General features: G+C 39.4%; 17 protein-coding genes. 4 read left to right on the top strand and 13 right to left on the bottom strand.

The features are described from left to right. Positions 1 to 278: transposase (locus IQ31_RS12715; RefSeq protein ID WP_145328219.1), on the bottom strand; the 278-nt coding region annotated here is incomplete at its 3' end. 157 nt (positions 279 to 435) lie between these two features. Between IQ31_RS12715 and IQ31_RS12710 the strand changes: the two genes are divergently transcribed. Next, a complete protein-coding gene (locus IQ31_RS12710; protein ID WP_088160433.1) occupies positions 436 to 1,275 on the top strand; it encodes a sulfurtransferase in 840 nt (279 codons plus the stop codon). 1 nt (position 1,276) lies between these two features. Here IQ31_RS12710 and IQ31_RS12705 read toward each other — a convergent pair whose 3' ends face one another. From IQ31_RS12705 to gyrB, 4 genes are all read right to left on the bottom strand, one after another. Continuing rightward, complete coding sequence (locus IQ31_RS12705; protein WP_145328218.1) at positions 1,277 to 3,178, bottom strand: RecQ family ATP-dependent DNA helicase; 1,902 nt, start codon at positions 3,176 to 3,178, stop codon at positions 1,277 to 1,279. Continuing rightward, a complete protein-coding gene (locus IQ31_RS12700) occupies positions 3,175 to 5,160 on the bottom strand; it encodes a ComEC/Rec2 family competence protein (RefSeq protein WP_158638879.1) in 1,986 nt (661 codons plus the stop codon). Before IQ31_RS12700 ends, IQ31_RS12705 begins: the two co-directional genes overlap by 4 nt. Before the next feature lie 95 nt (positions 5,161 to 5,255). Then, on the bottom strand, positions 5,256 to 7,292 hold the full coding sequence (locus IQ31_RS12695; protein ID WP_145328216.1) for a ComEA family DNA-binding protein: 2,037 nt from the start codon (positions 7,290 to 7,292) through the stop codon (positions 5,256 to 5,258). A 158-nt stretch (positions 7,293 to 7,450) separates the two neighbouring features. Then, positions 7,451 to 9,409 carry a DNA topoisomerase (ATP-hydrolyzing) subunit B gene (gene gyrB, locus IQ31_RS12690; protein ID WP_088160429.1) on the bottom strand — a complete coding sequence of 653 codons (1,959 nt, stop codon included), beginning with the start codon at positions 9,407 to 9,409 and terminating at the stop codon, positions 7,451 to 7,453. Positions 9,410 to 9,600: 191 nt separating this feature from the next. Between gyrB and IQ31_RS12685 the strand changes: the two genes are divergently transcribed. Both IQ31_RS12685 and IQ31_RS12680 read left to right on the top strand, forming a co-directional pair. Then, positions 9,601 to 10,218, top strand: coding sequence for an OmpH/Skp family outer membrane protein (locus IQ31_RS12685; RefSeq protein WP_088160428.1), 618 nt, complete (start codon positions 9,601 to 9,603; stop codon positions 10,216 to 10,218). A gap of 88 nt (positions 10,219 to 10,306) precedes the next feature. Further along, positions 10,307 to 11,212, top strand: a complete 906-nt coding sequence (locus IQ31_RS12680) for a magnesium transporter CorA family protein (protein ID WP_088160427.1) — start codon at positions 10,307 to 10,309, stop codon at positions 11,210 to 11,212. Here IQ31_RS12680 and tsaB read toward each other — a convergent pair. The 5 genes from tsaB to mscL all read right to left on the bottom strand — a co-directional run bounded on the left by tsaB (position 11,207) and on the right by mscL (position 13,428). Continuing rightward, positions 11,207 to 11,914 carry a tRNA (adenosine(37)-N6)-threonylcarbamoyltransferase complex dimerization subunit type 1 TsaB gene (tsaB, locus tag IQ31_RS12675; protein WP_145328215.1) on the bottom strand — a complete coding sequence of 236 codons (708 nt, stop codon included), beginning with the start codon at positions 11,912 to 11,914 and terminating at the stop codon, positions 11,207 to 11,209. The two genes, IQ31_RS12680 and tsaB, sit on opposite strands and share 6 nt — an antisense overlap. Before the next feature lie 14 nt (positions 11,915 to 11,928). Continuing rightward, complete coding sequence (yidD, locus tag IQ31_RS12670) at positions 11,929 to 12,183, bottom strand: membrane protein insertion efficiency factor YidD (RefSeq protein WP_075991293.1); 255 nt, start codon at positions 12,181 to 12,183, stop codon at positions 11,929 to 11,931. Continuing rightward, positions 12,146 to 12,562 (bottom strand): ribonuclease P protein component, encoded by a 417-nt coding sequence (locus IQ31_RS12665; RefSeq protein WP_088160425.1) that lies wholly within the window; start codon positions 12,560 to 12,562, stop codon positions 12,146 to 12,148. The genes yidD and IQ31_RS12665 overlap by 38 nt, the downstream gene beginning before the upstream one ends. A gap of 60 nt (positions 12,563 to 12,622) precedes the next feature. Further along, entirely contained in the window at positions 12,623 to 12,781 is a 159-nt protein-coding gene (gene rpmH, locus IQ31_RS12660) for a 50S ribosomal protein L34 (protein WP_075991291.1), read from the bottom strand. A 239-nt stretch (positions 12,782 to 13,020) separates the two neighbouring features. After that, the gene (gene mscL, locus IQ31_RS12655) at positions 13,021 to 13,428 is read right to left on the bottom strand and encodes a large-conductance mechanosensitive channel protein MscL (protein WP_046673978.1); all 408 of its coding nucleotides are present in this window, start codon (positions 13,426 to 13,428) and stop codon (positions 13,021 to 13,023) included. A 277-nt stretch (positions 13,429 to 13,705) separates the two neighbouring features. Between mscL and IQ31_RS12650 the strand changes: the two genes are divergently transcribed. Then, positions 13,706 to 14,347 (top strand): response regulator transcription factor, encoded by a 642-nt coding sequence (locus IQ31_RS12650; protein ID WP_120335355.1) that lies wholly within the window; start codon positions 13,706 to 13,708, stop codon positions 14,345 to 14,347. 29 nt (positions 14,348 to 14,376) lie between these two features. Here IQ31_RS12650 and IQ31_RS12645 read toward each other — a convergent pair whose 3' ends face one another. The 3 genes from IQ31_RS12645 to ftsA form a co-directional block, all read right to left on the bottom strand. Continuing rightward, positions 14,377 to 15,519: a sugar phosphate isomerase/epimerase family protein gene (locus IQ31_RS12645; RefSeq protein WP_145328214.1), complete on the bottom strand. Its 1,143-nt coding sequence runs from the start codon at positions 15,517 to 15,519 to the stop codon at positions 14,377 to 14,379. A gap of 88 nt (positions 15,520 to 15,607) precedes the next feature. Continuing rightward, positions 15,608 to 17,305 carry a cell division protein FtsZ gene (ftsZ, locus tag IQ31_RS12640; RefSeq protein WP_088160422.1) on the bottom strand — a complete coding sequence of 566 codons (1,698 nt, stop codon included), beginning with the start codon at positions 17,303 to 17,305 and terminating at the stop codon, positions 15,608 to 15,610. Between the two features lie 140 nt (positions 17,306 to 17,445). Next, on the bottom strand, positions 17,446 to 18,822 hold the full coding sequence (ftsA, locus tag IQ31_RS12635) for a cell division protein FtsA (RefSeq protein WP_070564959.1): 1,377 nt from the start codon (positions 18,820 to 18,822) through the stop codon (positions 17,446 to 17,448). Positions 18,823 to 18,830: the final 8 nt, after the last annotated feature.

The raw sequence follows: 18,830 nt of genomic DNA, 5'->3' as shown, positions 1-18,830 counted from the left end.
AAATTGATGTTCTCCCGGCACGCCGTTTCCAATTTGCGACTGCTGTAGACATTGCTTACGTAGCCAAACACCAAAACTTTCAACAACATCTGCGGATGATAACTGGAGCAGCCTTTTATCTTATAAGCGTCCAATAGGAACTGGATGTTGATCCGGTTGATTACATCGTTAACGATACGTACCGGATGACCTTTGGACACCAGTTCGTCCAAAGTTGGAGGAATGGCCATGATCTGGTCCTGATAGTAAGGCTTAAAAGTAGCTCTTTGAGATGGCATATATCCTTTTTGTTTACACTATAAATATATGAAAATCAAACCGTTAAAACAAATAATAAACCTTAGATAATGCAAAAAAAGAGACTGCCTTTTTGAGACAGCCGCTTTGTTTTTATAGGGATGCTTTTGTAATTTTGTATCAATAAACGTTATTGTTATGTCATTCAAATCAGCCTTAATTAACCCCACCGAACTTCAGGAATCACTGGGACAGCATACAGACATTGTCCTCCTCGATTGCACCATCGACAAAGTTGGTCAATCCATCAAGGATACCAAGTTCGAAGTTCTTCCCCATTCTCAATTTTTTGACATCGAAGGGAAACTTTCGGATGCTACTTCCAAATTACCGCATACCCTCGTTTCTGCAGCGGTATTCGAAAGGGAAATGCAAAGCCTGGGAATAAATCAGGATAGTACGGTCGTATTATATGACAGATGGGGCGTTTATTCAAGCCCAAGGGCCTGGTGGATGTTTAAGGTCATGGGATTTGAACAGGTCTTTATTTTAAATGGCGGTGTTCCTGCTTGGAAAAATAACAAACTGCCCGTCGTAGACCAGTATACAACCGCTGCAAGTCCCGGTAATTTTAAAGCCCAATTTCAAGCAAACCTTTATGCCGATAAAGAGTATATCTTAACACATTATCGGGATACTCAAGTGAATATTTTTGACGCCAGAAGTAAAGGTCGATTTAGTGGTTTAGTAGCTGAACCCCGGAAAGGCCTTCATGGTGGGCATATCCCCCATTCCAAAAATCTCCCTTTCGAAGAATTATTTGACGGAATCGTTTATAAACCCGTTGATGAATTGAAACAGCAATTTGATCATTTTAATGCGACCGGAAATGAATATGTATTCTCCTGTGGATCGGGTATCACGGCCTCAGTCTTAGCATTTGCTTGTCATCTCGCTGGTCATGAGCAAATCCGTGTATACGATGGTTCTTGGTCAGAGTGGGGCCGTGAAGAGCTCAATCTACCCATCGAGAAATAGTTTAAAACAAGGTATTCCAAGAATAGAGATTATCCTCCAAGCGGATTTTTTCGGCATCTAGGAGATTACGGATGATCTCTATTCTTTTCTTTTCTGTGCCTATCGTCAAACTCGCCACCAAATCATGAATGTTTTTGGCTTCAGCAAGTAAACTGCTTTTGATTTCTGCTTTTATATTTGCCCGCTGCTTTTCCTGATGATTGCGGATCAGACATAAATCGCATACTTCACAGAATCCCGCATTTTTCTCTCCAAAATATAACAACAGCGATTGACTGCGGCAATTGCTCTGTTCAATATAACCGATCATGCCATTGACTTCCTCTTCCTTCACCTGATGGCGATCGCGAATAAAAATATGATCGATATGCAGGTGTTTGTAATCGACTCGGTTCTGCAAAAAGGTCAATTGTGGCGCATCTGTAGAAGGCAGATAGCTCGCTATTTCCAGTGTCTCCAACGACTTCAACAGCTCGACAACACGATCATAAGGCAGATCTAACTTACGTGCAAATTCATATTCATTGATGAGGATATAGTTTTCAAATACACCACCATAGCTGCGCAAAATAGCCTTAATAAGCTTATCATATTTGACATACTGCACCTGAACTTTATACAATTCGGCGCTATCAATTTCAAACTTAAAGCGTGAAGGTATTGTAACAGCTTCTGACAAAACCAACCAAGTGTCCCGCTCCAGAAACTTCAGCGCATTCATAACAGGAACCAACGGTAGCTGATATTTTTTTGCAAATGCAACAACATCAAAATCTACAGTCACTCCTTCTCCAGAACCATAGGGAATCTGAAAATGATTACAAAGGTAATGATAGGTCTGTTGAATAAATGGAATATCAGGAAAGCTAGCTTGCAAATTATCGACAAGTTTCCGCTCATCTGCCTTTTGATAAAGAATAACGGGATAGGCCTTCTTGCCATCTCTTCCTGCCCTACCGGCTTCTTGATAATAGGCCTCCAGCGAATCGGGCAAATCGAGATGAATGACAAACCGTACATCGGGTTTATCAATTCCCATCCCAAACGCATTTGTAGCTACAATAACGCGAACAACATTTGTCATCCACCCTTGCTGTTTCTGATCCCGTTCCTGCCCCGTGAGCCCGGCATGGTAATAATCTGCCGAAATGCCATTATTGACTAAAATACGGGCTATCTCCTGTGTTTCCCGCCGGTTTCTGACATAAACAATACCGGATCCACCCAACTTGTGTATGATGCGGACCATACGTCCCATCTTATCCTCTTCCTCAATGGCCATATAAGCCAAATTGTCGCGGAGAAAGCTTTTGACAAATACATTTTCTTTTGGAAAATTCAGCTTCTGCTGTATATCGCTAATGACACGCTCAGTTGCTGTCGCTGTAAGGGCCAGAAAAGGAACCTTGGGATGCAGTTCCCGTAACTTAGCGAGTTCTAAATAGGGAGGTCTGAAATCATACCCCCATTGAGAAATACAATGTGCTTCGTCTATCGCAAAAAGATTTACATTCATAAATCGTATGCGCTCCCTTACGATATCATTGTATAATCTTTCAGGAGAAAGATAGAGAAATTTTATTTGCCCATAGACGCAATTGTCCAACGTAATATCCACCTCCCTCTTCCGCATTCCAGCATAAATCGCGACCGCTTGAATTCCATTTTTTTTCAAATGCTCAACCTGATCTTTCATCAATGCTATAAGCGGTGTAACGACAATACAAATCCCTTCTCGCATCAAGGCAGGTACCTGAAAACAAATCGACTTTCCGCCGCCAGTCGGCAATAAAGCCAGTGTATCTTTACCTGAAATGACCGATTGAATAATTTCTTCCTGCAGGGGTCTAAATGAATCGAAACCCCAGTATTGCCTTAAGATTGATATACTATCTTGCGTCATAAGTTCTCCTTATCCCAAACATACGCAAAATTATCTTTCATGAGATAATTCTGTATTCCCAAACTATCCAACATACGTTTTGTATGCTTGGATTTCTCCATTGAATTGGATCCATCCAGTATAACAAGTTTTGGTCTAATTTGCTTCAATAAACGAGGTAAACCATTTAGTAAATTTTTTCTGACAATGACAAGGTCGGCAGGTGTCATTGTTCCCCCTGCATGCGATAAAATAGCAATTCTACCTAAAGGGAGCGTAACAAGATAGTTTTTCCGCTCCCGACCATTCAAAGCTACAAACTGAACTTTTTCCCTCGTCAGTAATTGGATTTCTCTTCCACATGCATATTGCAAGCCTCGGGATTGCAAAGAATCAAATGTGCTGTAAACGATACTGCGCCCACCTTTGAAATAGCCGATCGTCAGCTCATGTTTCGTATTATAGACCCGAAACCGTTCTACATCTTTATTTTCCAGGTATTTTTGCGCAGTGATCAATAGTATTCCAATTGCACAGCATCCCCCTAGCCAAACGTATTTTTTATCTTTCCATTGAAAAGCATATAAAAAAGAAAATAGTGCAAAATAGGTCAAAAATAGAAGCTCCAGCCCCATAGGTTCAACTTTTATTGTTGAAAAAGCCAAATGGTCAATAAATTTCAAGCAGTATAAGATGAAAGCGATGAGATGCTCCAAAAGAAAGCCCAATAAATCGTTGAGCCCCTGCATTGGATTGATTGTCATAATAAAACCGAGATACATCGCTAATGTTGAAGGGAAATCGACTAATACATTGGCTACCAGAAAATAAGTTGGAAATTGTCCAAAATAATAAAGGCTCAGTGGCGTTGTCAATAGCTGCGCAGCAATAGAAACAGCCAATGCATCTCTCAAAAGCCGTAATATCGGTCTTTTAACCGGAAGGAATCCTTCGACAAGCGGCGAACATATCGTCATACCCAAAACGGCTAAAAAAGACAGCTGAAAACCCACATCAGCAACAGCCCGGGGAACGGCCAGTAAAATCAATAATGCGGCAATAATAAGCGAATTCAGTGTTGAAAAGCTTCGTTTAAAATGCTGTGCACACAGCACAAAACTAATCATAATAGCTGCCCGCGTAATCGGCGGATCAAGCCCTGCAATAAAAGCATATATCCAGATCATACTCCATAACAAAATTAGTGGCAGCCATCTGAGATAGAAAGGCCAGGCAATTCGCTTGAAAATAAGGGATAAAAAACTGAATAAAACAGCAACATGCATTCCCGAAACACTTAGTACGTGTATCGTTCCCGTATTGGTGAAGGCCTGGATGCTTTCGGCACTGATATCGCTCCGGGAACCATATAATAAAGCTGAAGCAATAGCAAAGTGCTCATCCTTTTTGATATGGGGACGAAGCTTAACCAAAAAATATCTCCTCGTTTGTAAAGCGAGCCCAGTTAATGAAAAAGCCGTTGTTTCTTTCCTACTGATCAGCTTATACCGACCAAAGACTGCGAAAATTTCATGATAGATATGCTGTCTTTTCAAATACTGTCTATAGTCAAATTCCATTGGATTGAATGGCGGAGCTATTTCCTTTACTTGACCTTTTAACCACAATAGATCACCAAACTGCAGTGGGTTCTTCTGGCTGGATTTTAAAGATAACATCAGTCGACCTGTAGTTTCAACAAATTCACCTTTTTGGTAAGCCCCTACTACTTCCGCCGAAAAACGAATGATATCCCGCTTCACCTTGGGCTCTTCAATAATTTTGACTACATAACTATCGGTCACTATATGGGAGAAATGACTGATTGTAACCAAAGGGGCTTCGCGCCAAAATTGGAAAATCCCAAATAATACAACAGACACATAATACCCGTAGATGTAGCCATACTGGCGGATTCTTCCCTTTAATAAATAACAACAAAACGTTATCAAAACCAGCACAACCAATAGCTGCTGAACGCATTGGAAAATGTGGAACGACATAGGTAATTTAGGGGCGAAAAGAAGCGTCACAATATATAGGATCGCTATCTTAAGAGTAGGCAGCCGCTCTAATCTTTGTATAAAACTAAGCTCTTTCATAACTGCCACCGCAACTGTATCTTAACCTCTGACTTTCTATTACCCTCAATTTGGTCCAGTCCAGTCCCAATACTCTCTCGCCCCGGATAATAATAGACCGCATATTTGGTCCATACCTGAAGATGGCGGCTTAACCGATACTGCAGATTGAAATACATTCTCCATCCCCTTGTATTGTACATTCCAAAACCAGATGCATATAATACATCCTGCTCATAAGCATAGATCCGATTATCATAACTTGCCGCATCGAAATACGCAACGCGTATATTCGACTGAAATTTTCCCGCGCTAGACTTCCAGAGCAAATCTTGATAAAGCATATAACCGAAACTATTTTCCTGATACTCTTTTTGGAATAAATTAGCTTCTACACGGGAGCGAATCGTCCATATTGAACTTAGGCGGTAATGAAATTCTACCCTGAACTGCTGTTTGCTGGTATTTACAAGCCCGTGCTCGGTTTGTCCCTCTCCCTGGTAATTAACTTGTTTAAATCGGTTACGATAGCGCAATGAAAGTTGGCCTTTTTTGTACCACATGTAACTCAGCTGGCTAAAAAAATCAGCGCCTGTAGATAGCGTATCAGCCTGATACTTTGCTCCCGGGAAACGAAATATATCCGCATAATTGGACCAGAGCAATTTTCTACCCAATTGATACGTTAGTCCCAAATAAGCCCCCTGCTCGTTGGAGGTGTTATCCGATTCACCAAATCCCTGTCCATAAAAAGTATGAAAATTCTTTTTATAGTCCCGCAGCAATACAACCGATGATAAACGTGGATGCAAACTTATCATAGATCCTGCTAACAGTGCTGAACCGCCATCCATGCTGCTTGCATACTCACCAAATAAATAAGCATTCCGAATCGTATAGTTTCCATATAGACTTATATTTCGCAAAAAATCACCTTCAAAGTCCGCCTTTTGCCGTATACCATTGCCTTTTGTTTTAAAGACATTTAATTGTGTCTGATTGAAATGAACACCCATTTTGAACCGCTTATAGCGCCACAACAGATTCAATCCATAGGCCAGTTGAGATGCGGCATGACGGTATTGCTGTTCGGTTGCAGTCCGATGCAAGCCTGAGCTTGCGATCGTTGAAATCGTAGGCGGAGAAGTTGTACGGTTAACTTTTCCATCTATGGATTGGTAGGAGAAATAAGGTGTAATTTCAATGTGCCTAATCTGTAATGTTCCTGCAATGCCACGCATAAAATTAGCCTCATTTAATGACGTATATGACTTTACACCGATCCCTTGTCTTGCAGTATGCTGTACCAATCCCCCTTTTCCAAAATTCAGACCATTCCACATACTGAGTCCCTGGCCAAATTGCAACGCGTAATCGCCGATCACGATATTTTTGAAACGGCCTAAAGACTTTATTGATATACTTAAGCTATAGAAATCAAATCCCATTTTTTGCCTGTCTCTAAAAAATGGTTCCCCCGCATCTTTCTCCATATTAACTGCGAGATGAAACCCATCGTTTAACTGGGCTCTATACCTAACAGCATAGCGATTGGCATCGCCAAGATAATGGGATTTCGTCGTATCGACTATACGGTATCCCTTTGCTTTTTCGAGTATCCGGGCGTACCGTATTATAAATTCCTGTTTAAAATTTCTCGATTTCAGGGTTTCAAGGGGAGATCCCGGACCTACCCTTACGAAGGGTAACAACAAACTGACTATCCGCTCATTAAATCCTTCAATGGACTGTAGTTCGAGTACGTTGATAAAATTCCCTGAAATGGTCCTATGGGCCAATAGGTGCTCGATTAATAAAGGGTTCAAAAATTGTAATTCAGTGAGTTCTCTACCATCAGTTTTGTTGAGATCGATCGGGTGTTTGAGATAATGAGACCACTTTTCAGTGAATTCACTCAAATCAGCATCCTCAGGAAGCTCTTCCGATAAGCTTTCAAATAAATCTTGGAGATCGATTTTTTCATTTGTTTGCGCCGTACAGGTTAGTCCAATAAAACAACCTATAAAGAGCAAAATTTTGCTACAATATTTCATAATAGGTTTTAATTAATATTGGCTAAATGCTAGGCGATGAACATTTTATCCCGGCAGAAAAACGGTTCACTGGTATGAAATTAGGAAATATAAAAGAATAAAAAAAGCCTGATGAAATTTTTCATCAGGCTTTTTTTATTCTTTTATGATCAGATCAATTAAATATCAATTTTAGCATAACGTGCATTTTTTTCGATAAATTCACGACGCGGAGCAACTTCATCACCCATCAACATCGAGAAGATACGGTCACATTCTGCCGCGTTTTCAATAGTTACTTGTCTTAAAGTACGCGTTTCAGGATTCATGGTTGTATCCCATAACTGTTCTGCATTCATCTCTCCAAGACCTTTATAACGTTGTACGTGTACGCTATCCTCTTTACCACTTCCTTTCAAACGTTGAATTGCATTGATACGTTGGTCTTCATTCCAAGCGTACTCATGCTCTTTCCCTTTTTTCACCAAGTATAGCGGCGGTGTAGCGATATATACATATCCTCTTTCGATCAATTCCTTCATGTATCTGAAATAGAACGTCAAGATCAATGTTGTAATGTGGGACCCATCCACATCGGCATCGGTCATGATGATGATGCGGTGATAACGTAATTTTTCAATATTCAATGCCTTAGCATCTTCGGCAGTACCTACACTCACGCCCAAAGCTGTAAACATATTTTTGATCTCCTCATTTTCGTAGATCTTATGTTCCATCGCTTTTTCAACGTTCAGGATCTTACCACGTAAAGGCATGATCGCCTGATGCTTTCTATCACGACCAGACTTGGCAGTACCACCCGCAGAATCCCCCTCGACAAAATAAATCTCACATTTGGTAGGATCGTTGTCTTGACAGTCGGCTAATTTACCAGGAAGTCCGGAGCCCCCCATAACGGTTTTACGTTGGACCAAATCACGGGCCTTACGTGCAGCAGCACGTGCTTGAGCTGCAATGACAACCTTTTGAACAATAGATTTTGCCTCACGTGGATTCTCTTCCAGATAAACACCTAAGATCTCACCAACAGCAACATCTACAGCCCCCATCACCTCGGAGTTACCTAATTTCGTCTTCGTTTGTCCCTCAAATTGAGGTTCTGCAACCTTCACCGAAATTACAGCTGTCAATCCCTCACGGAAGTCATCACCGGTAATTTCCACTTTTAAGTTTTTAAGCAAACCTGACTTGTCCGCATATGCTTTCAAAGTACGTGTCAAACCACGACGGAAACCCGCAACGTGAGAACCACCTTCAATCGTATTGATGTTATTCACATAAGAATGGACATTCTCCGAATACGTATCGTTATATTGTAAAGCCAGTTCAACAGGGATACCTTGTTTCACGCCTTCAACATAAATTGGTTCAGGAATCAACGACTGACGGTTACCATCTAAAAATTTCACAAACTCTTTCAGACCACCCTCTGAATAGAATGTTTCTTTCTTTTCAGAACCGTCTTCATTAGTCTCCCGCTCATCATTCAACGTCAAACTCACACCTTTATTTAAAAATGCAAGTTCACGAAGACGATTTGCCAATGTATCGTAATTATAAACAGTAGTCTGCGTGAAAATTGTCGCATCTGGATGGAAGGTTACAATCGTACCCGTCTTATCCGAAACACCAACTTCTTTCACATCATACAAGGGCTTACCAATTTGGTATTCTTGCTGGAAAATCTTTCCATCGCGATGAACCTCAGCCTTCAAAAGGGTAGATAGTGCATTCACACAGGAAACACCGACACCATGCAGACCACCAGAAACCTTGTATGTATCTTTATCAAATTTACCTCCGGCGTGCAATACAGTCATTACAAGCTCTAAGGCTGATTTATTCTCTTTTTTGTTGATTCCTGTAGGAATACCACGACCGTTATCCCGGACAGAAATCGAATTATCTTTATGGATAGTAACAAAGATATCTGTACAATATCCTGCTACAGCTTCATCGATTGAATTGTCAACAACCTCGTATACCAAATGGTGCAATCCTTTTACACCGGTGTCACCAATATACATGGATGGACGCTTACGAACCGCCTCTAAACCCTCTAATACCTGAATATTATCGGCCGAATAGGTGGATGCATTTTTATTTTCTTCGCTCATTGAAAACCTCTTAAATGTAATATTCAAAAATACGAAATTTTGGCCGATTTATCAAGTCCGTGAACAAGTATTGAACCTATATTCCGAATTATAATACATAGGATAATTTTACTTTTTTATTACTAAAAACTAGAATTTCGATTTTTTTATGTTAGGTTTGTTTTCAGTAATAATTTGCAAATAACAAAAAAATGAACACTATATTTTCAATTGTATCGAAAGTTTCCTTTGGCCTTTTATTGGTTGGAACTATTGCATCATGTAACCAAGGTGCAAAAACAACAAACGAACCTGCAAAAAATGATTCCAATACGGTAAGCAAGGAGAGCCAGGGAAGTAACAAAGATAAAATCGTCTATTTAAACTCGGATTCACTTTCTGAAAAATATCAATATTTTAAGGACATTAAATCAAAGCTTGAAAACAAAGTAAAGAAAGCACAAACGGATCTGCAATCTAAAAGCACTGCATTCCAACGGGAAGTTGCCGAATATCAAAAAAATGCAGCTACAATGTCTGCCCCTGATAGACAAGCTACTGAACAAAAACTAGCACGTAAACAAGATGAGCTTGCACGTTTAGATCAAACAGCTTCTTCCTCTATTGCAAAAGACGAGTCTGAAGAATTCAACAATGTTTATAATAAAATTACCGAATTCCTGAAAAAACATGCAGCAGAAAATGGCTACAAACTGGTGCTGACCTATTCAAAAAGCAACCCAACTGTATTGTATGCTGACCCATCTCTGGAAATCACGAATGAGGTAATCAAACAGTTAAACGAAGAATATAAATCTTCAAACAAATAGAAGGTTATAATAATTTAGGAAAGCCATCAACTGAGTTGATGGCTTTTTTTATTTTCTTTCTTATCTTGTCCTTACTAAAATTGGATTTATGGTCAGAACGATTGTTGAAAAGGAAATCGCAAACTACGAATGGATAGATATAGCTGAGCCAACCTCAGAAGACTTCACCTTTATCAAAGAGCGCTTCAATTTGAATGAAGCTTCGATCAAGGATTCCAAAGAACCAGAACATCTACCGAAAATTGAAGAATTTGAGAATTATACCTTTGTTATTCTCCGTGTCATGTCGGACAATTTCAAGGAAAATTCAGACAGCATCGGGGAAATCACCGATCGCCTGACCATCTTCTACGGAAGTGATTTTGTGATTACTGTACACAAACGTCGTATCGAGTTTTTAGAAAAACTTAAGAATATTGAATTCACGTCCATCAAGACAAAAAATAGCCGTAAACTGGCTGTATTTATCACGACTGCGGCTGTATTCACCTTTAGTCAAACCTTAGAGCAACTTTCAACACGCATCGATGCATACGAAGAATTGATTTTCCTCAAACGCATGAAACAACAGCCAATACTGAAAAACCTCTATTTTATCAAAAGGCAGATTGATGTTGCACGAAAGGTCATCTTTCTCTACAGAGAGGTCGTTGAGCATTTTCATTCCTCGTCGAAAAAAGATGTCTATACCCGCGATTTAAAAGATCTCCAGGTCCGGACATCAACCTTGTACGAAAACTTATCGGAAAATGTAGCACAGCTACTGAATGTATATTTCAACATCTCGTCTAATCACACCAATGAGATTATGCGCATCCTGACGATTTTCTCCGTATTTTTTATGCCAATCACTTTTGTGGCAGGAATTTATGGAATGAATTTTAAAAATATGCCCGAATTAGAATGGTACTATGGATATCCAGTGGCCATGGGAATCATGGTTGCCATATCCCTTGCGATTTATTTGTGGTTCAAAAGAAAAGGTTGGCTATAATAAGCCAACCTTTTTCTTTGCAGGGGTAACCACAAAATCTTTAAGATAGAATGGCTCGAAATAAGCAACATCCTCAAACTCTTTCCGCTGAAATTTATCAAAGGCCAACAGCGATAGAAAAGCCGCGGAAACATTAAATCCGCTCAGCACATCCACGCGATCCGTTGCACTGAACAAATCCTGGAATTTATCGGCTCCCGAACCAAATAAATGGACACGATGGTAGTTCAGCAATAATTCATTGAAATACTCAACATCGATGATTTCCGCAGATGTCGCTCTCTCCAATATAGCGTTATGATTATAAACTGCTGTATAGACTTCCATCCGACGGGCATCGAGCATAGGAAGGTAAGCTTCATCTTCTGTTAAACCGAATTGCCCTTTATAGCCTAAAAACAACGCTTCTAACGTGTTAATGGCGATTAAAGGTACATCTAAGGCATAACAGAGACCTTTGGCCGTAGACACCCCTATCCGCAAGCCTGTATACGAGCCTGGCCCCATACTCACCGCAACAGCGTTCAAATCCTGCATCTTTCGGCCTGTCTGTTTAAGAATTTCCTCAATCAAAATAGTCAATTTAGCCGCATGAGCATTTGGTTCATCGAGATCGATGACTTGCAACGTTTGACCATTTTCACTCAAGGCAACCGAACATACAGCGGTTGATGTATCAATTTGTAAAATTAAATTATTCATCGTCGTTATAGAAATCAAGGTACAGGATCATGCCCATGGCCACCCCAAGGGTTGCAACGTGCGATTCGTTTCAAAGCCATCCAGCCACCTTTAAAAGGACCATATTTCAAAATAGCTTCCTTACCGTACTGAGAACAGGTAGGTGTATATCTACAATTGGCGCCTAAAAATGGTGAGATAAAAACTTGGTAGAAACGAATAATAGCCAAGAAAATAAAACTAAACAAGGGTCTAATCCCCTTTTTCCAAATAAGCTTCAGCACATTCATCCTGCAATTTTTTCAGCATTTTATTCATTGCGGTGCTAAACACATCATACGCTAAGATCTGCTTGCCTACATATTGAATAGCTAAATACAAAGTTACATTATGTTTCAACAAAAACGGAATCAAATCATTCGATTTTTGTAAACGGTAACTCTCACGCATCATTCGCTTAATCGAATTGCGATCAACTGCTCTTTTGAACCTACGTTTGGATACTGAAATGATAGACTGACTGGAGGGAATATGGTCAGTCAAGTTGTTTTTCTCGAAGATAAAAACAACCCTAAACGGATACAAAACAAAAGAAGAACCGCTTTTAAAAAGCGCATCAATACGCCTTTTCGCACATAACCGTTCTTCTTTTGTAAATGTATTTTTCATACGATGACTTAATCTTATTAGAAAAAGCTCTTATAAGCGGCCACCGATCCTTGTCAAAGATTAACCTTTGTGACGGTATTCGTCAGACACTGTAAGACGTTTTCTACCTTTAGCTCTACGTGAAGCTAATACTCTTCTACCGTTTGCAGAGCTCATACGCTCTCTAAAACCGTGTTTGTTTCTTCTTTTTCTTTGCGATGGCTGAAATGTTCTTTTCATGACGCTATTATGCTAATTTGTTCTTACTTCAATTAATACAAAACTCCCCAAGAGGAATGCAAAAGTAAAGTTTATTTTAGACAAAAACAAACAATATTACGAACATTTAAAGTTAATGTGAAGCAGACAAGCTAATTTATTCAGCTACAGCTTCAAAAAACAATTTTTCACCTACCATAAAATAAAAATCAGCACAGTTTGACTGTGCTGATTTTTATAAATGAAGTATATACCTTACACTATTTATTTTTCAGAATATCCCTGATCTCAGTCAAAAGTGTTTCTTCTTTCGTCGGTGCTGCAGGTGCCGCCGGAGCTGCTTCCTCTTTACGTTTCAATGAATTTAATGCTTTGATAACACAAAAAATACAGAATGCTACAATTAAAAATTGAATAACCACATTAATAAAGTTTCCATAATTAATGGATACTTCAGCTTGTTTAGTAGCTTCATCAGCGGCCTTCAAAATCAATTTTTTGGATGAAAAATCAACACCCCCTGTTAAATAACCAATGGGCGGCATGATAATATCGTCAACCAATGAGGTGACAATTTTACCAAAGGCTCCACCGATAACAACACCGACAGCTAGATCGACCACGCTGCCGCGCATTGCAAACTCTTTAAACTCTTTTAAAAATCCCATATTTAAATTTTTTAGTCCATAAATTATGACAAAACTAGTAATTGTCACATAAATCTAATTAAAATATGCCAATTTTTTATCGTTAAACTCATATTGTGCTATATTTTCTAGCCTATGTCCTATTTATATAAAAAGATACGCAACTCGCACCGCCCCAATTTTTATTAACTTAATTTCTTATATTTGCGCGTTAACTAGTAAAATATCAAGATATATTGTATATTGTTAGTACTTTATTTCATACGGTAATTAAAGCCCAGCATCAGATAGCATATCTATGAAAAAGATTCTTATAGCAGACGACCACGGTATTGTACGGTTAGGAGCCTCCGTTATTATTAAAGAAACTCTTCAAAAGGCAGAAATATTCCAAGCTGAAACCTTTGACGAGGTTCTTGAAAAAATAAAGGTAGAGGATTTCGACCTGTTATTGTTGGACATTAATATGCCGGGTGGAAATAATATACGCGTCGTTGAGGAGATCCTTCAAATTCGACCAAGCATCAAAATATTGATTTTCTCGTCTTATGACGAATCACTATATGCACTACGCTATATCGAAGCAGGAGCAGTAGGCTATCTCAACAAAACAACAGCAATGGCTGAACTTTCCAATGCTATTCTGGCTATTCAGGATAGAGGGAAGTATATGTCGAGCAATGTACAGGATCTATATATTCAGAAATTAACACAGAGCAAGTCTGAACTGACGAAGCTAAATCCGTTGGCACGTCTGTCAAATAGAGAGGTGGACGTTGCTAAACAATTAATAAAGGGACTGGGGATTATTGAAGTATCTAGCTTGTTGGAGTTAAGCCCTTCAACAGTGAGCACGTATAAAAGCAGAATCTTTGAAAAACTCAATGTTTCTAATATTCCTGAACTTATTGAACTTTTCAGAATACACTCCAACAACTAGTCATTTTGTTGGAGTGCATTTTTATCCTACTAAATTAACTCATCCATCGTAACAACTGGAACATCTTTTACGTTCAGGTCTTTTAAAGGCTGAGATTTCTTATAAGAATACCCCACCTCTGCTTCTAAATCCCATAACATCGGTGCTAAAAAGTTGAGGCAGGTCGTAAAGCCTTGAACCGTTGCAGAAAAATCACCTGTATCTTTCGAATTCTTAGCTTCATTTTCGATCTCAAAGGGACCACTGAAACCACGTTCTTGCAATAAGTCAACAAAGCCTCGCCAATCCATGCTATCGGATCCACCAAAGCCTGGTAACATTGCTTCATAGTGATGTCTATCCCAGTCATGCCCAGGAATAGTTACGTTGGCCTTTTTAGCCAATTCAGCATCAACATGCTGCATAGGGTACATTCCACCCCAATCAATACGTGCAGCGGTCTGTAAATTACGTGTAGTCTTCACATGTATACGCTGTAAGCGGCTGATGTCTGTATTACGAATAACTTCAATCGGATTTGTATTTTGCCAAACATCATGCGAAGGATCATAAATCTCGCCATGAGCTTTACTCGGAATCATCGCATACATTAATTTACGAGCGGCCAGCACAGCGGGAAGATTGTTATAGGTAGAGCTATAACGTGATGAGCGCCATCCTTCCATTGGGCAATTCTCATAGAGGATGGTTACACCTAAACTCTCTGCATAATTAACAATGGGAGCAAATACACGTTTGTATTCTTCAAGATTTTTTTGAAATCCATCAATTTGATTGCCCAATTCGTGATTATACCCAACGAATGTTCCTACCTTGACGTTATTTGCATCACCACCAAGCAAATGTGCAATACGGATCAATTTCAATAAATGATTTTGATTCTTCACACGTTGCTCAGGATCACCACCAATCATATTTTCAAAAGCACCAAGCGAAAGTTTTAAATCAGCCTGATTGAACAGCTCAATTATTTCCCTCGCTTTTGCAGGAGTAAAATCATCATAATCCAAATGTGTTGCGGTATGATCTTCTCGAGTACCATCTTTTCTAAACACACAAAGGTCTATCCCCCCGGCCCCGATTCTTTTGGTCGTCTGAATCAACTCCGGTAAGGATAATTTATCAAATGCAGAACTCATTACCCATACAGGGTTATTTAATTTTGTCGTCATAGCTTGTATAATTGTCTTATTTCGGTATTTAAAGATACTAAAAAAGCCATCCGATTGGATGGCTTTTTGTTATTTTATGGTGAATCAACTAGTCTACATTGTCATGTAGAAAAGAATTGTTCGGTCTGATTTCAGTATTTCCATCTTCAAAAGAAAGTGTAAAACGAGACACCTGAGATTGTGAAGAATGCGGTGTATCTTCCAATGACATTTGTTTTCTCTTATAAGCAGGCTCATTTTCCAACTCATGTAACCCATTAGAAGATTTTAATTTCATGCTTAATTCTTTAAGACGCAAAATACGTTCTTTCGTACGAACGAGCTGATCTTCAAACGACACCTGTTCTTCTTCCACTTGCGGGACTTCTACTTGTTCATTTGTTGTACTTGATGAAAAAGTAGGTTTCTCCTCATATGCTGAAGCTGAAGGTGCTGTATAAGAATCGAAGACTGTTGGCATCTGGAATTGAAACACAGATGGCGAAGTTTTCAATTGAAAATCATTGTCTCCAAATGAAGTTTCCTCTTCATAACCACCATCAAAACCTAAATCATGACGTATAACTTGAGGTTCCTCAACAGCCACCTGTTGTTGCACAGCATTTCTTGGTGAAGTGAACAAATCAGATTGCAAATTATTTGGAGTTGGCGTATTTGAAGAAGGGACTGGTGTATCCACACGTTGAACCGGAGTCACGAAACTATTCGTAGCTGGAACTTCTCTTGGTGCTACCTGAGAAACAGGTTTGATAAAAGAATTAGCCGGTTCAGCAGTTAAGGGCATAGACACCTTTGTATTTTCACGTTCTTTATCGCGTTCTTCAGATGTTTGAAAACCGGTAGCAATAATTGTTACTGACAACTCATCTTCAAAGTTCTCGTCAATACAGTTACCCCAGATCAAATCAGCTGACAAACCAGCTTTTTCCTGAATGTAATCCGTAATGATTGCCACCTCATCCATTGTTACTTCTTTTGTTCCAGAAGTAATATTCAATAAAATATAGCGAGCGCCTTCGATCTCATTGTCTTTCAATAAAGGCGAAGCCAAAGCACCTTCTACAGCGCGTAATGCACGGTCTTCACCTTCAGCTATTGCGTTACCCATAATAGCAACACCGCTATCATTCATGACGGTACGTACATCTTTAAAATCGACGTTTACATAACCAGGGATCGTAATAATTTCGGCAATACCTTTTGCAGCGGTAGTTAAAATATCATCCGCTTTCGCGAAAGCAGCTGTCATCGTTAGATTCCCGAAGATTTCACGCAAACGATCGTTAGAAATAACAAGATAAGAGTCTACATATTTACGTAATTCCGAAAGCCCTTCCTCCGCTTGAGAACGACGGCGTTTACCTTCAAATGTAAATGGTGTCGTAATAATCGCAACAGTTAAAATACCCAATTCTTTGGCAGCTTTCGCCAATACCGGGCTAGCACCAGTACCAGTACCACCGCCCATACCAGCTGTAATAAACAACATCTTGGTATTGGTACCCAACATACGTTTGATATCTTCAATACTTTCGATTGCTGAATTTTCACCTACATCAGGATCTGCTCCTGCTCCCATACCTTCGGTTAGACTTATTCCCAATTGAACTTTATTTGGGATCGGGCTCAATTCCAATGCTTGCGCATCAGTATTACACACGATAAAATCTACCCCACTAATTCCTTGTTTATACATGTGGTTTACGGCATTGCCGCCACCACCACCAACCCCAATAACCTTGATTATTGAAGATTGTTCTTTTAACATTTCAAACTGTATTGACATAACTTATCCCTATTTAACTTACAATGAAGATGATATCAGAACGAATCAAACCCACTATATGTAATGTAATAATAATATAATTTCAACAAAAGTTTTCCACATTTGTTAAATTGTGGAAAACTTCAACTATTGTGGAAAACTTACTTCTTATCTAAAAAACTTGCGTCATCGATTTCGTTACCGTCTTTGATAAAACGTTTGAACCATGACAATAATCCTTGCTCTTTTTGTTGTTGTTCAGAAACCTCTTTTGTTGTCACCGTAGCAGCCTGCACTTTTTTCGATGGGGCGTGCATTTCTCTACGGCTATCTTCTTCTTCCTCATGGGATTGAATTCCCTTAATCAACAAGCCAATACTTGTTGCATACAAAGGGCTTTTCAATTCTTCGAACAACGGTTTTGGTAAAACCTCATTCTTAGAAAGATATTCATTCGGAAATCCGATACGACAATCTATTCCAGTAATATACTCAACAAGTTGTACCAAATGTTTTAATTGAGCACCACCACCGGTAATAACAATACCACCGATCAGTTTATTTTCATATCCAGAAGATTTGATTTCATAGTACACGTGCTCAATAATTTCTTCCATTCTAGCTTGAATAATATAAGCCAAATTTTTAACGGAAATTTCCTTTGGTTCACGACCTTTCAATCCTGGCACACAAATCACCTCATTTTCTTTATTTTCATCAGCTAGAGCCGATCCGAAACGAGTTTTCAACAATTCAGCCTGAGAACGCAAAACAGAACATCCTTGACGGATATCTTCCGTTACAATATTACCGCCTAAAGGAATCACAGCAGTGTGACGAATAATTCCTTCATGGAAGATGGCAACATCCGTGGTTCCACCACCGATATCCACTAATACAACGCCAGCATTTTTTTCGTCTTCATCCAATACAGCTTCGGAAGACGCTAAAGGCTCGAGAATTAATTCAGCAACTTCCAGATTGGAATTATCAATACATTTCTTGATATTTTTAATATCCGTCACACGTCCCGATATAATATGAAAATTTGCTTCAATACGACGACCAGCCATACCGATTGGTTCGCGAATTCCGGGTTCGTTATCTACCGTAAACTCTTGTGGTAAAACATGTATAATTTCTTCTCCTGGAGGCAGTACCAGTTTATACATATCCGAAATCAGTCGTTCGATATCGCGTCGAATGATTTCATCATCACCATCAGTTTTGGTAAATATTCCACGGTGTTGAATACTTTTGATGTGTTGGCCAGCAATTCCCACATTCACCACTTTAATATCCACATTGGACTGTGCTTCGGCTATCTCGACAGCCTCTAAAATGCTTCCCACAGTTTTCTGGATATTAGCAACCACCCCTCTGCTTACACCTGCAGAGTCAGCTTTGCCCACACCTAATAATTCAATTTTGTTTCCTGAGCTACGTCTCCCAACCGTAACACAAATTTTGGTAGTACCAATATCGAGTCCCACGATAATTGGGTTTTCTCTTTCAATTTCTGCTGCCTTTGAGTTCATAATTTCCT

The sequence above is a fragment of the Sphingobacterium siyangense genome, from assembly GCF_007830445.1.
In the GTDB taxonomy this organism is placed as follows: domain Bacteria; phylum Bacteroidota; class Bacteroidia; order Sphingobacteriales; family Sphingobacteriaceae; genus Sphingobacterium; species Sphingobacterium siyangense.
Note: the sequence above shows the minus strand (reverse complement) of the source record. Positions and strands in the feature narration are given on the sequence as shown.

Bases quoted from the DNA above. Each gene is read 5' to 3' on its own strand.
- IQ31_RS12710 (WP_088160433.1), top strand. From the start codon at position 436: ATGTCATTCAAATCAGCCTTAATTAACCCCACCGAACTTCAGGAATCA.
- IQ31_RS12705 (WP_145328218.1), bottom strand. From the start codon at position 3,178: ATGACGCAAGATAGTATATCAATCTTAAGGCAATACTGGGGTTTCGAT.
- IQ31_RS12700 (WP_158638879.1), bottom strand. From the start codon at position 5,160: ATGTCGTTCCACATTTTCCAATGCGTTCAGCAGCTATTGGTTGTGCTG.
- IQ31_RS12695 (WP_145328216.1), bottom strand. From the start codon at position 7,292: ATGAAATATTGTAGCAAAATTTTGCTCTTTATAGGTTGTTTTATTGGA.
- gyrB (WP_088160429.1), bottom strand. From the start codon at position 9,409: ATGAGCGAAGAAAATAAAAATGCATCCACCTATTCGGCCGATAATATT.
- IQ31_RS12685 (WP_088160428.1), top strand. From the start codon at position 9,601: ATGAACACTATATTTTCAATTGTATCGAAAGTTTCCTTTGGCCTTTTA.
- IQ31_RS12680 (WP_088160427.1), top strand. From the start codon at position 10,307: ATGGTCAGAACGATTGTTGAAAAGGAAATCGCAAACTACGAATGGATA.
- tsaB (WP_145328215.1), bottom strand. From the start codon at position 11,914: ATGAATAATTTAATTTTACAAATTGATACATCAACCGCTGTATGTTCG.
- yidD (WP_075991293.1), bottom strand. From the start codon at position 12,183: ATGAATGTGCTGAAGCTTATTTGGAAAAAGGGGATTAGACCCTTGTTT.
- IQ31_RS12665 (WP_088160425.1), bottom strand. From the start codon at position 12,562: ATGAAAAATACATTTACAAAAGAAGAACGGTTATGTGCGAAAAGGCGT.
- rpmH (WP_075991291.1), bottom strand. From the start codon at position 12,781: ATGAAAAGAACATTTCAGCCATCGCAAAGAAAAAGAAGAAACAAACAC.
- mscL (WP_046673978.1), bottom strand. From the start codon at position 13,428: ATGGGATTTTTAAAAGAGTTTAAAGAGTTTGCAATGCGCGGCAGCGTG.
- IQ31_RS12650 (WP_120335355.1), top strand. From the start codon at position 13,706: ATGAAAAAGATTCTTATAGCAGACGACCACGGTATTGTACGGTTAGGA.
- IQ31_RS12645 (WP_145328214.1), bottom strand. From the start codon at position 15,519: ATGACGACAAAATTAAATAACCCTGTATGGGTAATGAGTTCTGCATTT.
- ftsZ (WP_088160422.1), bottom strand. From the start codon at position 17,305: ATGTCAATACAGTTTGAAATGTTAAAAGAACAATCTTCAATAATCAAG.
- ftsA (WP_070564959.1), bottom strand. From the start codon at position 18,822: ATGAACTCAAAGGCAGCAGAAATTGAAAGAGAAAACCCAATTATCGTG.